At 71.0% G+C, this 16,966-nt stretch carries 1 protein-coding gene; it reads left to right on the top strand.

Translation table 11 applies throughout. From position 1 onward, the window contains the following. The gene (locus FMQ63_RS21630) at positions 1–11,343 is read left to right on the top strand and encodes a hybrid non-ribosomal peptide synthetase/type I polyketide synthase (RefSeq protein WP_011554011.1); all 11,343 of its coding nucleotides are present in this window, start codon (positions 1–3) and stop codon (positions 11,341–11,343) included. Positions 11,344–16,966 lie beyond the last annotated feature (5,623 nt).

Below are 16,966 nucleotides of genomic sequence, written 5' to 3'. Positions count from 1 at the left end.
ATGAGCGAGAACAACGGCAGCGCGGGTAGCGACATCGCCATCATCGGCATCGCCAGCCGCTTCCCCGGGAGCGCGGATGCGCGGGCCTTCTGGCGCAACCTCCGCGAAGGTGTGGAGTCCATTTCCCGCGTGCCCGTCGAGGCGCTGGAGCCCTCTCCGCTGATGTCCGAGGCGGTGCGCCATCATCCGGACTTCGTGCCAGTGGCGGCGGAGCTGGAAGGTGGAGACCGCTTCGACGCGGCCTTCTTCGGCATGGCCCCGCGCGAGGCGGAGTGGATGGATCCGCAGCAGCGCGTGTTCCTGGAGTGCGCCTGGACGGCGCTGGAGGACGCGGCGCTCGACCCGGAGCGCTTCGCGGGGAAAATCTCGCTCTACGCGGGCGCGAGCGCATCCCTGCACGGCCTGGCGATGTTGGGGCAGGGGAACCTGGACCCGGCCTCGTTCTACGAGCTGATGAGCACCTCCGCGGAGAACCTGGCGACGCGGGCGTCCTTCAAACTGGGACTGCGGGGCGAAAGCCTGTCCCTCTACACTGCCTGCTCCACGGGACTGGTGGCCGTCCACATGGCCTGCCAGAGCCTGCTGATGCGCCAGTCGGACGTGGCGCTGGCGGGCGCGGTGCGCCTGGCGATGCCGCAGCGCTCGGGCTACCTGTTCCAGGAGGGGATGATCCTGTCGCCGGACGGGCACTGCCGCGCGTTCGACGCGCGCGCGGCGGGAACGGTGCCGGGCAACGGCGTGGCGGTGGTGGTGCTCAAGCCGTTGGAGGACGCGCGCAGGGATGGTGATCGCGTGTACGCGGTCATCCGCGGCTCCTCCATCAACAACGACGGCGGCCTGAAGGTCGGCTACACGGCGCCCAGCGTGGAGGGGCAGGCGGACGTCATCGGCGAGGCGCTGGCCTTCGCGGGCCTGGACGCGGGCGACATCGGCTACGTGGAGGCGCACGGCACGGGCACCTCGTTGGGAGACCCCATCGAGGTCGCGGCGCTCACGCGGGCGTACCGGCGGCACACGGACCGGAAGGGGTACTGCGCGCTGGGGTCGGTGAAGCCGAACGTCGGCCACCTGGACACGGCCGCCGGTCTGGCGGGGCTCATCAAGGCCACGCTGGCCCTGGCGCATGAGGAACTGCCGCCCACGCTCCATTTCGAGCGGCCGAATCCCGCCATCGACTTCGCGAACAGCCCGTTCTTCGTCGTCGACCGCCTGCGGCCCTGGCCCCGGGGCCCGGTGCCTCGCCGCGCGGGCGTCAGCTCGTTCGGAATCGGAGGGACGAACGCGCACGCGGTGCTGGAGGAAGCGCCGCTTCCGGAGCCTGCCTCGCCCAGTGTCCGGCCCACCCAACTCGTGACGCTGTCGGGCCGCTCGGCGGAGGCCTTGGACGCCGCGGTGCGGGACCTGGCCTCCTGGATGGAGGCCGCACCGACCGACGTGGCGCTGGAGGACGTGGCCTTCACGCGCAACGTGGGCCGCCGTGCCTTCGAGCACCGGCGCGCCTTCGTGGCGAAGGACCGCGCGGAGTTGCTGGCGAAGCTGCGCGGCCCGGGGAAGTCCCAGGTCGTGGAGCACGTCGTGGCGGCACGCGAGCAGGGCGTGGCCTTCCTTTTCCCGGGCCAGGGCGCGCAGACGGTGGGCATGGGACGCGCGCTTCACGCAGCGGAGCCCGTCTACCGTGAGGCCCTGGAGGCCTGCCTGGAGGGGCTGGGGGCCCGGTTGGGGGCGGCGGTGCGTGACGTGCTGTTTCCCTCGCCTGGAGCCGAGGCCGCCGCGGAGCAGACGTTGGCCGACCCTGGCATCGCGTTGCCCGCCTTGTTCGCCGTGGAGTACGCGCTGGCGCGTCAGTGGGAAGCCTGGGGCGTGCGCCCGCGCGCGCTGCTGGGGCACAGCTTCGGCGAATACGTGGCGGCCTGCCTCGCGGAGGTCCTGCCGCTGGAGGATGCGCTGGCGCTGGTGTCGGCGCGAGGCCGCCTGATGGCGCGGATGCCGCCCGGAAGCATGACGGCGGTGGCTTGCGCGGAAGAGGAGGTGCGTCCGCTGCTGACGGGGGCGTTGTCGCTGGCCGCAGTGAATGGGCCGGACCGGTGCGTGGTGTCCGGGCCCTCGGGGGACGTGGAGGCGCTGGAGCACGAGCTGAGCGCGCGGGGCGTGGGCGTGTTGCGGCTGCCTGCGCGGCATGCGTTCCACTCGGCGGCGGTGGAGCCGGTGATGGCGGAGCTGCGGCGCGTGGTTGCGGGTCTGCGCCTGTCTGCGCCCCAGCGTCCATACATCTCCAGTGTCACCGGGACGTGGATTCGCCCGGAGGAGGCGACGGACCCGGATTACTGGCTGCGCCAGATGCGGGCACCGGTGCGCTTCGGGGACGGGCTGGAGACGCTGAAGGCGGACGGGTGCGACGTGTTTCTCGAAGTCGGCCCGGACCAGGCGCTGACCGCCCTGGCGAGGCTGGGGCTGCGAGGGCACCGAGGACGCGCCGTGGCGTCGCTGCCTCGGGCGGGCTCGGTCCTGGATGCACATGCCGCGTTGATGGAGGCGCTTGGAACGGTCTGGGCGCAGGGGCTCGCGATTGACTGGCAGCGCGTCTACGCGCACGAGTCACGCCAGAAGGTGGCGCTGCCCACCTATCCCTTCCAGCGGCAGACCTTCCGGACCCCGCTGCCCACCTCAGTGGTGGCCCGGCCGGAGACGTCCGCGGCGGTGGCGGAGCGCCCCGCGGAAGCCGGAGGCACGCCCCACTTGGAGGCGCCAGCGGAGCAGGCCGGGGCCCACACGGACGTGGAGCGCAAGGTGCTGGCCATCTGGCGCGAGCGGCTGGGCCGGACCGACTTCGGCATCCACGACGACTTCCTGGAACTGGGCGGCAACTCGCTGATGGCGGCGCAGTTGTTGACCCGCCTGCGGGAGGCCTTCCCTGTCTCACTCCCCTTGAGTGACGTCTTCGACGCGCCCACGGTGGCGGGCATTTCGGCTCGCATCCAGGCGCGGCTGGGCACGCCCGGGACGGCGTCCACGGAGCCGGTCCTGCCGCCACTGGTCCGCATTCCGCGTGGCGGAGCGTTGCCGCTGTCCGTGGTGCAGGAGCGCATCTGCGCGCTGGAGCAGGCGCTCCCCGGCAACGCGGCCCTGAACATGTATGTGGTGCTGCGGCTGCATGGCGCGCTGGACGTGGCGCTGCTGGAGCGGGGACTGGAGGCGGTGGCACTGCGCCACGAGGCGCTGCGCACGTCCTATCCGCGTGGCGAGGGCGCTCCGAGCGTCTGCATCGCCCCGGAGCTGAAGTTGCCGCTCTCCGCCGAACCGCTGGACCCCGCGGCGTGGCAGCCGCGCGTGCACGACGAGGTGGCCCGGCCGTTCGACCTGGAGCACGGGCCGGTCGCCCGCGCCCGGCTCTGGCGACTGGCTCCGGAGGAGCATCTGCTGGCCGTCACCGTGCACCACGTGGTGTGTGACACGTGGTCGCTGGTGGTGCTCGCGAAGGAGCTGGGGGACCACTACACCGCCTTCATGCAGGGGCGGCCGGTGGCGCTGTCCACCTTGCCCGTGCAGTACGTGGACTACGCGGCCTGGCAGCAGCAGGCGCTGAAGAGCGGCGCGTTCGCCTCCCAGGTCGCGGCCTGGCGCGGGCGTCTGGCGGCGTTCCCGCGTCCGCTCGAGCTGCCGGTGGACCGGCCGAAGGGGGACGGGCCCGCGCTCCGTGGCCAGTGCTTGCGCGTGGGCTTCTCGCGCGCGCTGTCGGCCTCGGTCCAGGCGTTCGCGCAGCGAGAGGGTGTCACGCCGTTCATGGTGCTGTTGGCATCCTGGAAGGCGCTGCTGTCGCGCTGGACGGGCCGGGATGACGTCGTGGTGGGGACGCCCATTGGCAACCGGAGCCGGCCGGAGCTGGAGCCGTTGATCGGCTACGTGGCGCACTCCGTCCCGTTGCGGACGGACCTGTCCGGGGACCCACCCTTCAAGGAGCTGGTGGCGCGCGTGCGCGAGGTGATGATGGATGCCTACGCGCACCCCGACGTGCCGTATGAGTCGCTGGTGCGGGAAATCGAGCCCGCGAAGGACACCGGCCGCGGCCGGGTCTTCGACTCGATGTTCGTGCTGCACAGCCGGTTCAATCTGAACCTGGAGCTGCCGGGTCTGCGCATGAGCCTGGCGGAGCTCGAGAACGGTCCACCCGAGTTCGGCACCGTCCTGTCGGACCTGTCCGTGGGTCTGGGGGAGTACGAGCACGGCTTCTCCGGTACCGTCGACTACGCGGAGGAGCGCTTCGAGCGGGACACCGTGGAGCGGATGGTGGCGCACTGGACCGCGCTGCTCGAAGCGGCGGTGGCGGAGCCCGGCCTGTCCCTCTCCGCGCTGCCGCTGGAGCACGCTCGGGCCAGTCAGGCGCTGGCCTCGGAGCCTGAGGCATCCGCATCGGTGGTGACGCCGATCGCGGCGCTGCTTCGGGCTCGCGCCATGGCGGACGCGTCCCAGGTGGCGATGACGGCGCCGGACGGGCGGGGCGTGACGTGGGGCGAGTTGCAAGGGGCCGTGGGGCGTCTGGCCGCCGTGCTGTCGGACCGAGGCGTAGGACCCGATGCGCTGGTGGCGGTATGCCTGGAGCCATCGGTGGAGCGCGTGGTCGCGCAGTGGGCGGTCCAGGAGACGGGCGCGGCCCACGTTCTGCTGCCTGTGCCTCGGTTGATGGAGCTGCCGGACCTCGCGCCTCCAGGTGCGCCGCCTCCGCTGCTGTTGACCCACGCGAAGGTCCGCACGCGCGTGTCATTGGATGCCGCGCGCGTCCTCCATGTTGAGACGGTGTTCGCGCAGACAGGAGATTCAGGCCGAGGCACCTCAATGGCGCCGCTGCGGGCTTCCGCCTCGGAGCGGGTCTGCCTCGAGCCGTGGACAGGGCCTCGGGGTGAGCAGCTCTGGGCCATCCACACCCACCGCACCGTGGCGGAGCTGTTCGGTCGTCTGGACGCGGATGCGACCACGAAGGAAGGCGTCTGGCTCGCGGCGGAGGAGCCGCAGGTTCCCGGCACTGGGCTGGAGGTCCTCTGGGCCCTGACACGCGGGCTGCGGGTGGTGTTGCCGGCGGAGCGTGCGCGCTTCACGCCGGTGGGGGCTGGCGCGGAGCCTGCTCGACGGCGCCTGGACTTCAGCCTGTCGTTCTTCGCCAACGACGAGGACTCGCTGGGCGGCCGCAAATACCGCCTGCTGCTGGACGCCGCGAAGTTCGCGGATGCGAATGGCTTCTCCGCGGTGTGGACGCCGGAGCGGCATTTCCATGCGTTCGGCGGTCTGTATCCGAGGCCGGCGGTGGTGGGCGCGGGGGTGGCCACGGTGACGCAGCGCCTGGGCATCCGCGCGGGGAGCGTGGTGCTGCCGCTACACGACCCCATCCTCGTCGCGGAGGAGTGGGCCGTGCTGGACAACCTGTCCGATGGCCGCGTGGGCGTGTCCTTCGCTTCGGGCTGGCACGCGAATGACTTCGTGTTCGCGCCGGACCGGTACGCGCGCCGGAAGGAGGTCATGCACCGAGGCATCGAGGAGGTGCGCACCCTGTGGCGAGGCGGGACGGTGCGCCGACGCAACGGCGCGGGCGCCGAAGTGGCCCTCTCACTGCGGCCACGCCCGGTGCAGCAGACGCTCCCCATCTGGCTCACCGCTGCCGGAAACCCGGAGACCTTCCGGCTGGCGGGCGAGCTGGGGGCCTACGTGCTCACCAACCTGATGGGCCAGCACCTGGAGGACCTGGAGGGGAAGGTGGCGCTGTACCGCGACGCATGGAGGCAACATGGCCATGCGGGACGGGGACACGTGAGCTTGATGCTGCATGCGTATCTCGGCGACGACCCGGCCGAGGTCCGGCGGAGGGCGCGCCAGCCGCTGCTCGACTACTTCCGCAGCTCCGTGGACATCGCCGCGGGCTTCATGGCCGGCATGGGGCTCGACATGGACCCCCGTTCGCTGACGCCCGCGGACATGGATGCGCTGCTGGCGCACGGCGTGGAGCGATACGTGGAGAGCGGCGGCCTCTTCGGTACGCCGGACTCTTGCGGTCCCATGGTGGAGCGTGTCCAGCGGCTCGACGTGGATGAAATCGCCTGCCTGGTGGATTTCGGCGTGGAGGTGGAGGCGACCCTGGAGGGGTTGCGGCACCTCGACGCCTTGCGCGGTCGCCATTCCCCGGAGCCCGGACTCGCGGTCCCCATGCCGTCGCTGCGGGAAGGCCCGGGTGCGGCGGAGGCCCTGCTGGCGCTCGTGCGCGAGGCGGGCATCACCCACCTGCACTGCACCGCGGCGCTGGCGCGCTCGATGCTGACGCTCCCCGACGCGGCGGAGGCGCTCCGGCCTGTCCGCCACGTCTGGCTCGAAGGCGCGTCCGAAGAAGCGGCGGCATCCCTGGTGCGCGCCATGTCCTGGCGTGTCGCGCACCGGCAGCAGGACCTGGGCCTGGGGACCTGGGCGCTCGCCGCCGAGCCGGGAGATGCCTCGCGCTGGGACGTCGTGGATGGGCGCGGCCAGCCCGTGCCGGTGGGCGTCATCGGTGAGCTGGTGGTGAAGGGCGCGGGCGTGCCTCTCGGGCTCTGGAACGCGCCGGACTCCACCCCCGTGCGCATCCTCGCTGGAAGCACGGATGCCGCGAGGCGGATGGCCACGGGCCGGCGTGCGCGGCGCAAGCGGGATGGCTCGCTGGAGCTGTTGCCCGCCCTACCTGTCCCGGAGGGCAGGCCGACACCACCGAAGGTGATGGGCGCTCGGGATGGCGTGGCGAAGAAGTCCGAGGCACCCGCGTCCATCACCCGGGTCCCCCGGGGCCGTCCGCTGCCGTTGTCCTTCGCGCAGCAGCGGCTCTGGTACCTGGACCGGCTGGAGCCGGGCAACGTCGCCTACAACAACGCCGTCGCGTTCACCGTGAGCGGCGCCCTGGATGCCGCGGCCCTGGAGCGAGCGTTGAACGCGGTGGTGCGCCGGCATGAGGCCCTACGGACCACGTTCTCCATGGATGGCACCGAGGCGGTGCAGACCATCGCGCCGTCGCTGGAGGTCTCCATCTCCCTGGAGGCGGTGGAGGGCGCCAGTGCAGCGGACGTCGCCCGCTGGACACGTGAAGAGGCGCGCCGTCCCTTCGACCTGGAGCGGGGGCCGCTGCTCCGCGCGACCTTGCTGCGGCTGGGAAGTACCGAGCACGTCCTGCTCATCACGCTGCACCACATCATCTCGGATGGCTGGTCCGCGGGCGTGATGGTGCACGAGATGGCTCGTCTGTATGAGGCCGAGCTGACGGGCCGGCCTGCCTCCTTGCCCGCCCTGCCGGTGCAGTACGCGGACTACGCGCTCTGGCAACTGGAGCAGATGCGAGGCTCCGCCCTGAAGGCCGAACAGGCGTGGTGGCGCGACGTGCTGGCGGATGTCCCCGTGCTCCAACTCCCCGTGGACCGTCCGCGTCCTCCGTTGCAGACGCACGATGGCGAGCAACTGCCCTTCGCCGTTCCGAAGTCCCTCACCGACGCCCTGGTGGCGGTGGGGCGGAAGGAGGGCGCCACCCCCTTCATGGTGCTGATGGCCGCGTGGCAGGTCCTGCTGCATGCGTACACCGGGCAGGACGACTTCGCGGTGGGCACGCCGGTGGCGGGCCGCGACCGGCCCGAAGTCGAACCGCTGATTGGCTGCTTCATCAACTCCATGGCCCTGCGCGCCGACCTGTCCGGCGACCCCTCGTTCGCGGAGGTCCTGGGGCGGGTGCGAAGAACGGCGCTGGACGCGTTCGCGCACCAGGAGGTGCCCTTCGAGAAGCTGCTGGAGGTGCTGCACGCGCCGCGCGACCTCAGCCACACGCCCGTCTTCCAGACGATGCTGATTCTGCACAACACGCCCGCCGCGGCGTTGTCGCTCGTCGGGCTCCAGCTCCGCAGCCGTCCCGTGCATGCGGGTGCGACCAAGCTGGACCTCGCGCTGGAAGTCACCGAGACGCCCGAGGGGCTGCGAGGCAGCATCGAGTACAACACCGGGCTCTTCGACGCGGAGACCATCGCCCGGCTGTCGGGCTCGCTCCTCCGGTTGCTGGAGGCCGCCGCGGGCAGCCCGGAAGTCCGGCTGTCCCAGCTCGACTTGCTGGACCGCGCGGATCGAAACCGGTTGCTCGTGGAGTGGAATCCAGCGCCCACGGAAGGGCACCTTCCGGCGGACACGTTGCCTTCGCGGTTCCTGGCCCAGGTGTCACGGACGCCGGACCGGGTGGCGGTGGAGGATGGTGTCCGGACACTCACATATCGCGAGGTAGAGGTGCTGTCGGGGCGGCTGGCCCGGCACCTCGTGTCGCGAGGCGTGAAGCGGGGTGACATCGTCGCGCTCGCGGTGTCGCAGCCGGCGGACGTGGTCGCGGGGTTGATGGGCGTGACCCGGGCGGGGGCGGCCGTGGTGGTGCTCGACGTGGACCACCCGGCGGAGCGTCTGGCCGGCATCCTCGCGGACACACGGGCCCAGGCGCTGGTCGCCTCCGAGTCGTGCCGTGCCCGGGTTCCCTCGCGTGAGGGGCTGACGGTCATCCCCCTGGATTCCCTGCCCGAGGCGACCGAGGACGTGTGCGGCCTTCCGGAGGGGACGGATGCGGCGTGCGTCGTCTACACCTCCGGCTCCACCGGCCGGCCGCGTGGCGTGGTGCTGGAGCACCGGCACCTGGTGGCCGCGACCCAGGCCCGCGCCGACGTGTACGGCGAGCCGGGGGTGGTGATGTCCCTGGCACCTTTCACCTTCGACGCCTCGCTCGCGGGACTGCTGTGGTCCTTGTTCGGAGGCGGCACGCTGCGCTACCCGGACGCCGAGGAACATGGGGACCCGCGCCGGCTCGCCGAGCGGATCGCGCGCTCTCACGTCACGCACCTCGTCTCCGTGCCCTCGCTCTACGGGCAGATATTGGCGGCGGCGCCGGTGGGAGGGCTGAGGGGCTTGCGCGCGGTGAGTGTGGGAGGCGAGCCGTGTCCCGTGGAGTTGACGCGGGCGCATCATGAGGCGCTGCCCGCGGTGTCCCTGTTCAACGAGTACGGCCCCACGGAAGCCACCATCTGGAGCACGGTGCACCGGGTGCGTGTGGACGAAGAGGGGCGCGTGCCCATCGGGCGCGTGGTGCCTGGGGCTCGCGTGTACCTGCTGGACGCGCACCGCAGGCTGGTGCCGCGGGGTGCACCGGGCGAGCTGTACGTGGGCGGCGCGGGCGTGGCGCGAGGCTACCTGGGCCAGCCTGGGCTCACGTCCGAGCGCTTCGTGATGGACCCCTTCGACGGCCGCTTGGGCGCGCGCATGTACCGCACGGGCGACGTGGCGCGCTGGCGGGCGGACGGGACGCTGGAGTTCATCGGCCGCGTGGACCATCAGGTGAAGGTGCGGGGCTTCCGCATCGAGCCGGGTGAGGTCGAAGCCGCGCTGCTCGCGCATCCGGCGGTGAAGGAGGCCGTCGTCGTCGCGCGTGAGGATGGGAAGGGGCCGAAGCGCCTGGTCGCCTACGGGGTGCTCGCGACGGAGGGGCCGGGTGAGAAACCAGACGCACAGGCCCTGAAGGAGTGGGTGCGTTCGCGCCTGCCGCCGTACATGGTCCCCGCGACCTTCGTCGCGATGGACTCGCTGCCGCGCACCCGGCACGGCAAGGTGGACCGCCGGGCGTTGCCCACGCCGGATCCGGCCTCCGCGGCGGCGCCGGCCGCGCCTCATTCGGAGGTGGAAGCCACGCTGGTGTCGCTCTGGCGGGAGGTGCTGGGCGTCGAACGCGTGGGCATCCACGACGACTTCTTCGAGCTGGGGGGCGACTCCATCCTGGGACTGCAGATTGTCACCCGCGCGCGCGCGCAGGGCATCGAGCTGTCCCCGAAGCAGCTCTTCCAGAACCCGACGGTGGCGCGGCTCGCCTCGGTCGCGGGAACGCGCTTGGCGGTGCAGGCCGAGCAAGGCCCCGTCGTGGGGCCGGTGGCGCTGACGCCCATCCAGCACTGGTTCTTCGAGCTGGGACTGGAGGCGCCACACCACTGGAACATGTCCTTGCTGTTGGAGGCGAGAGCCGCCCTGGACGCCACCTTGCTGGAGCGCGCGCTGGCGCACCTGCTGGCGCATCATGACGCGCTCCGGCTGGGCTTCGTGGGCGGGGAGGACGGCTGGCACCAGGCCATCTGCGAGCCAGGCGCGCGCGTCACGGTGGCGCGCGTGGACCTGTCCGCCGTGCCGGAGGCGGAGCGCCCCTCGGCGCTGTCGCGGCATGCGGAGGCTGCGCAACGCGCGCTGCGGCTGGATGGGCCGCTCGTCCAGGCGGTGTTGCTGGAGTGGGGCGCGGGCCACTCCACGCGGCTGATGCTGGCGGTGCATCACCTCGTGGTGGACGCGGTGTCATGGCGCATCCTCCTGGAGGACCTAGCGACGGCGTACACGCGGCTCGCGGCGGGGGACGCCGTGGTGCTGCCCCCGAAGACGACGTCGTTCCAGGCGTGGGCCCGTGGCCTGGAGGCGCTGGCGCGCTCGCAGGCGCTGACGGCGGAGCGGGCCTGGTGGCTGGAGCGGCCCTGGCGCGAGGCCTCCCGGCTGCCCGTGGACTTCACGGGGGGCCTCAACACGGAGGCCACCGCGAGCACGGTGCAGGTGACGCTGGAGCCAGAGCAGACGCGCGCGCTGCTGCAGGATGTCCCGAAGGCCTGGCACACGCAGCCTCAGGAGCCCCTGCTGACGGCGCTGGCGCAGGCACTGACCGCGTGGGCGGGAGGGGCCGTCGCGCTGGTGGACGTGGAGGGGCACGGAAGGGAAGAGGTGCTTCCGGGCGTGGATGTGTCTCGCACGGTGGGCTGGTTCACGCGGGTGTTTCCCGCGCTGCTCGACCTGCGGGGGACGACGGGGCCGGGCGAGGCACTTCGCGCCGTGAAGGAGGGGCTGCGCGCCGTGCCGTCACGAGGCATGGGGTGGGGGCTGCTCCGCTACGTGTCGAGGGACGCGGCGCTGGCGGCCTTGTCGTTGGCGGAGGTGGGCTTCAACCACCTGGGGCAGCTCGACGGTGTCGTGGGCGAGGGGGCTCCCTTCGTCCTCGCACCCGAGGCGGCCACCTTGCGGCAGCGAGCCCCGAGCGCGCGGCGGCCATACCTGCTCGATGTGACGGGCATGGTGCGTGACGGGCGGCTGGTGGTCCTCTGGACGTTCAGCGAGGCGGTGCACCGCCGTGAGACGGTGACGCGTGTCGCCAAGGACTTCCTCGCGCGCCTCCATGCGCTGGTGCACGCATCGCGCGCGCCGGATGCGGGAGGGCACTCGCCCTCTGACTTTCCGCTCGCGAAGGTGAAACAGGCGCAGCTCGACAAGCTGGCCGCACGGTTTGGAAAGAAGACGCGATGAGCGACAACATCGAGGACCTGTACCCCCTGTCGCCGTTGCAGGGCGGCATGCTGTTCCATGCCATCGCAGAGCCCGGCCGGGGGCTGTACTTCAACCAGCTCGTCTGCGAGCTGCGCGGCCACCTGGACGTGGCGCTCTTCACCCAGGCGTGGAACACGGTCGTCGCGGCGCACCCGGTGCTGCGCACGGCGTTCGTCTGGGATGACGTGGACGAGCCGATGCAGGTCGTTCTGCGTGAGGTGGACCTGCCGGTCCGCATCGAGGACTGGCGCGACCTGTCGCCCGAAGCACGCGAGTCCCGGCTGGAAGCCTTGCTGGCACAGGACCGTCGCGAGGGCTTCGACCTGTCCTGGGCGCCGTTGGTGCGCCTGGCGCTGCTGCGCGTCGGCGATGATGCGCATCGCTTCGTCTTCAGCCATTCCCACCTGATCCTGGACGGCTGGTCCGTACCGCTGGTGATCCGCGATGTCCTCGCCCTGTACGAGGGCTCGTGTGCGGGGAAGCAGCCTCGCATCGCGGCGCCTCGGCCGTATCGGGACTACATCGGGTGGTTGGGCGAGCAGGACCTGGCGGTGTCCGAGTCGTTCTGGCGGCAGGCGCTCGAAGGCTTCGACGCGCCCACGAATCCTCGCGTCGAGCCCGGTGGCGGGGAAGGGACGGGTAAGGCCTCGCGGGAGCTGTTCCTGTCGGAGGCGCTCACCTCGGAGCTGAGCCGCTTCGCGCGGAGGCAGGGGCTCACGTTGCACACCCTGGTGCAGGGGGCCTGGGCCTTGGTGCTCGGTCACCTGTGCGGGGCGGAAGATGTCGTCTTCGGCACCACTGTCTCCGGACGTCCCCCGGGACTGGCCGGCGTGGAGGACATGGTCGGGCTGTTCATCAACACCCAGCCCGTGCGAGTGCGGTTGCCTCCCGGTGCATCGTTCGGGCCCTGGCTGGGGCAAATCCAGGAGATGCAGGTGGAGGCGCGGCAGCACGAGCACGCGCCGCTGGTGAAGGTCCAGCGCTGGAGCGGCGTGCCCGCTGGCACCTCGCTCTTCGAGACGTTGGTCGTCTTCGAGAACTATCCGCTGGATGCCGAGCTCACGTCCTCCGCCAGGGCCTTGGCGGTGCGCGATATTCGCGCGGTCGAGGCGGACCACTTCCCGCTGACGCTCATCTCGACGAACGGCCCTCGGCTTCCGCTGTGCTTGCGGTACGACCGGGCGCGCTTCTCCGCGGCCTTCGCGGATGGACAGCTCGAACGCATTCGCCTCGTGCTGGAGGCGATGGCGGCAAGGCCGGACGGCGCTCTGGGGACGCTGTCTCTGATCTCCGAGCCCGAGCGTCACCAGATGCTCGTGGCGTGGAACGACACGCGCACCGGCTTCGCACCCTGGGCCAGCGTGCAAGAGCGCTTCCTGGCGCAGGTCGCACGCAACGCGGACGCGCCAGCGGTCCGGTGCGAGGAGAAGGAGGTGACGTACGGGGCGCTGGAAGCGCGTGCCAATCAGCTCGCGCACCAGTTGAGAGGGCAGGGCGTGGGGGCGGACGTGCCCGTGGCGCTGTGCCTGGCGCGAGGTGTGGAGTGGGTGGTGGGGATGCTCGGCATCCTGAAGGCAGGGGGCGCGTATGTGCCGCTGGACCCTTCGCAGCCAGAGTCCCGGCTGCGGATGCTGGTGGAAGAGGTCGACGCACCGGTGGTGGTGACGCAGGCGCGATACGCCGCGATCTTCGAAGGGACTCGCGCGCGCCGAGTGGTGGTGGATGGAGATGCCGCGCTGCTGGAGCAGTGGCCTTCAGCGGCACCGCCGCTCGTGACGGTGCACCCGGAGCAGTTGGCGTATGTGCTGTTCACGTCAGGCAGTACCGGGCGGCCCAAGGGGGTGGCGGTCACACACGGGCAGTTGGCGAATTATGTGCAAGCGGCCATTGAGAGGTTGGGTTTGGCCGACTGCGCCAGCTTCGCGCTGGTGTCGACGGTGGCGGCGGACCTGGGGAACACGGTGCTGTTCCCGGCGCTGTGCACCGGCGGGCTGCTGCATGTGTTGACGCAGGAGCGAGCGAGCAGTCCGACGGGCGTGGCGGAGTACTTCGCTCGGCATGGGGTGGACTGCGTGAAGCTGGTGCCCTCGCACCTCGCGGCGCTGATGAGCGGCGCGGAGCCGAGGCTGGTGCTGCCGAGGAAGCGGCTGGTGGTGGGCGGGGAGGCGGCGTCGTGGATCCTGCTGGAGCAGGTGCATGCGCTGGCGCCTGAGTGCGAGGTGTACAACCACTACGGCCCGACGGAGGCGACAGTGGGCGTGTTGGCAGGGCGCGTGGAGCTGCCGCGTCGGCCGACGTCGCCGGTGGTGGTGCCGCTGGGGCGGCCGATGGGCAACACGCGGGTGTACGTGCTGGATGGGGGCCTGCGTCCCGTGCCGGTGGGAGTAGCGGGGGAGCTGTACGCGGGAGGCGCCCAGGTGACGCGAGGGTACCTGGGGCATCCAGAGCTGACCGCGGAGCGGTACGTGCCGGACCCGTACGGCGGGGAGCCTGGCGCGAGGATGTACCGCACGGGAGACAAGGTGCGGTGGCTGGCGGACGGGCGTTTGGAGTTCATCGGCCGGGTCGATTTCCAGGTGAAGGTGCGGGGCTTCCGCGTGGAGCCTGGGGAAGTGGCGACGGTGCTCAGAGCGCATCCCGAGGTCCGGGATGCGGTGGTGGTCGCGCGCGAAGACGTGCCCGGAAACAAGCGACTGGTGGCGTATGCCACGCCCTCCTCGCAGCCAGCGCCTGACACGGCGGCGCTGCGCGCGTTCCTCCAGCAGCGGCTTCCTGGGCACATGGTGCCGTCGGCGCTGGTGGTGCTGGACGCCCTGCCGCTGACACCCAATGGCAAGGTGGACTGGCGCGCGCTGCCGCCGCCAGCGCTGCCCGAAGAAGCAGCGCGAGTCTTCGAGGGGCCGCGCAACGCGAAGGAAGAGACACTCACGGCCATCTGGGCGCAGGTGCTCGACCGGCCGCGGGTGGACATCCACGAGAACTTCTTCGAGCTGGGTGGCGACTCCATCATCGCCATCCAGGTCGTCTCGCGGGCCGAGCAGGCGGGGCTGCACCTCCGGATGAAACAGCTCTTCGACCACCCGACCGTGGCGGGGCTGGCGGCGGTGGCGGGGGAGGCCCCTCCCGTCGATTCTCAGCTCACGGAGGAGCCTTCGTCCGGGCCCGCTTCCGGCTTTCCGTTGTCGGGCCTCTCCCCGGAGGGCTTGGAGGCGTTCTCCAAGAGGCTGGCCGCGCACGGTTACCATCTGGAGGACATCGAGGACCTTTACCCGCTGTCACCGCTCCAGCATGGAATCTTGATCTCCCATCTCCAGGAGAGTGAGACCCAGCCGTACTTCAATCAGATCTCCTTCGAGCTCGAAGGCCCACTGGATGCGCGCGCCTTCGTGGAAGCGTGGCGGCAGGCCGCCGAGCAGTACGCCATCCTCCGGACCGCGTTCTTCTGGGAGGGGCTGGACACGCCGCTCCAGGCGGTGATGCGCGAGGTGCTGCCTCCCGTCGACGTCGAGGACTTGCGCCACCTGTCCGAGGCCGACCAGAAGGCCCGACTGGCCGCGTTCTTCGAGGAGGATCGCCGAAGGGGGCTGGTGCTCACCCGCGCGCCCGGCTTCCGGCTGACGATGCTTCGCACGGGAGCGCGTGTGTGGCGCGTGGTGTTCAGCCTGACGCACCTGTTGCTGGACGGGTGGTCCACACAGGTGGTGCTGCGGGAGGTCCTCACCCGGTATGAGGCACTGCGGCGAGGCGTGACGCTGGCACGAAGCGCCGTGCGGCCGTACCGCGACTACATCGCGTGGCTGGGGCGTCAGGAGCTTGGCGCCGCGCGTGACTTCTGGCGCGGCGCGCTGGCGGGCTTCACGCAGCCCACCCGCTTGGAGCTCGGAAGGGCACTGCGTGATGTGACGCTCCTGGGTGAAGTGCTGCTCCGGATGAGCGCGGAGGAGACGGCGGCACTGGAGGCCTTCTCGCGCCAGCAGGGCGTCACGGGAGGCACGCTGTTGCAAGCGGCCTGGGCGCTGTTGCTGTGGCGCTATACCGGAGAGGACGACGTCCTGTTCGGGTTGACCGTCTCCGGCAGGCCCCCGGAGCTTGCCGGCATCGAGGCGATGGTGGGCTTGTTCATCAACGCCATCCCCGTGCGAGTGCGCCTGCCCGCGTCGAGCCCCGTGGGCCCCTGGCTGAAGGGGCTGCAAGCCTGGCTCCAGGAGGCGAGGCAGTATGAGACGTCGCCCCTGGTGGAGGTGCGCCGCTGGAGCGAGGTTCCCCCTGGCCCCGCGTTGTTCGAGAGCCTGGTCGTCTTCGAGAACTACCCCCGGGATGCGGGCCTCACCACGATGTCGGACGAGCTGGTGGTTCGCGACCCGTACATCGTCGAGGTGGACTCACATCCGGTGACGATGATGGCCGTCCCGGGGCGTGAATGGCAGCTGCGCCTGACCTACGACGCCAGGCGCTTTGATGCATCGGCGGCGAAGCGGATGGTCGAGCAGGCCCGGCAGCTCCTGCGCGAACTGTGTGGTTCGGAGCGCCGGACCTTGTCTGAGCTGTCGTTGATGTCGGTGGAGGAGCGGCGCGTCCTTGTGGAGGAGTGGAGCGGGAGGCGAGCGGAGTACCCGAGGGAGGCGTCGCTGGCGGAGCTGTTTGAAGCGCAGGTGGAGAGGACCCCGGGCGCGGTGGCAGTGGAGTGGGCAGGGCAGCAGGTGAGTTACGAGGCGTTGAATCGCCGAGCAAACCAGTTGGCGCACCACCTGAGGGGAATGGGAGTGGGCCCCGAGGTGCGAGTGGGATTGTGCGCGGAGCGCTCGTTGGAGTGGGTGGTGAGCGCGCTGGGGATTCTGAAGGCGGGGGGCGTGTACGTGCCGCTGGACGCGAGCTACCCGCTGGAGCGGCTGGGGTGGATGAAGCGGGAGGCGGGGGTGGCGCTGCTGGTGGCGCAGGAGAAGCTGGCGGACGAAGTGGCGTCGGGTAGCGAGTTGGTGGTGTGCGTGGATACGGAGTGGGACACGCAGATTGCCAGGCAGCCAGAGACAAACCCGGGAGCCCGAGTAGGAGGAGGCCACCTGGCGTACGTGATGTTTACGTCGGGAAGCACGGGGAATCCGAAGGGGGTGGCGGTGCCGCAGCGTGCGGTAACGCGGCTGGTGTTGGGCGGCGGCGTGGCGGACTTCGGGCCGGAGGAGGTGTGGCTGCAATTGGCGCCGACGGGCTTCGACGCGTCGACGTTGGAGGTATGGGGCGCGCTGCTGCACGGGGGGAAGCTGGTGGTGTACCCGGAAGGGCCGCTGGAGTTGGAGGCGCTGGGGCGGAGGCTGAAGGAGGCAGGGGTGACGTCGCTGTGGCTGACGGCAGCCCTCTTCGAGCAGATGCAGGCGTACCAGCCGGAAGCGCTGAGTGGAGTGAGGCAGGTGCTGGCGGGAGGAGACGTGCTGTCGGTGGGGCGGGTGAGGGAGAGAGTGAGGAGTGGGGGCATCCTCCTCAACGGGTACGGGCCGACAGAGGGGACGACTTTCACGACAGTGCACCGCGTCGCAGAGGAGGAGGTGGGGTTGACGGTGCCCATTGGGACTGTCCCTTATACACATCTGACGCTGCCGACGAACAC

Origin of the sequence: Myxococcus sp. CA005 (genome assembly GCF_006518205.1) — a bacterium.
Taxonomy (GTDB): domain Bacteria; phylum Myxococcota; class Myxococcia; order Myxococcales; family Myxococcaceae; genus Myxococcus; species Myxococcus xanthus.
The sequence above is the reverse complement of the archived record's forward strand: the minus strand, read 5'-3'. Positions and strand labels throughout refer to the sequence as shown.